This window comes from Enterobacter cloacae complex sp.6700776, assembly GCF_048284255.1.
GTDB lineage: Bacteria > Pseudomonadota > Gammaproteobacteria > Enterobacterales > Enterobacteriaceae > Enterobacter > Enterobacter intestinihominis.
Window position 1 is genome coordinate 1 of record NZ_JBLVYK010000066.1, and the last position, 417, is coordinate 417.

1 pseudogene is annotated in these 417 nt (G+C 41.7%); it reads left to right on the forward strand.

The features are described 5' to 3' along the window. Window positions 1-135: 135 nt before the first annotated feature. A pseudogene (locus ACNQ0T_RS23240) lies at window positions 136-417 on the forward strand (hypothetical protein); the annotation flags it as partial.

The window sequence follows — 417 nt, forward strand, 5'->3', positions numbered from 1 at the left end:
GTATTCAACTGTGATTACCCGGTCGGAACGCGGATCCCTGATGAATTAAATTCGCTAACAACAGTCAGCAAAATAAAAACAAAATGTTTTTCTTATTCAGAACTCATTACGGCGATTTCGTCGGATGATAAACAAATGACACAACTGGTTGTGCGTCAAAATGAGCCAGTGCAAAACAATACGGTAAGTTTAACATTTGACTATCCAGTCACTCTCCCTGCTTTTGAAGATCAGCAAATTCAGCAGTATGCGGTGAAGGTGAATACGCTGATTCAAGCGTATCGAGGATCCGCTGACCCAGAAAAAAAACAGAACTTTTATAATCAATACCATGTAGCCGTATCGAATATGGCGGAGCGCTATAGCCAATGGGAGACAGGGGATAATCTGTCTATTATACACATCTACGAGCCCACG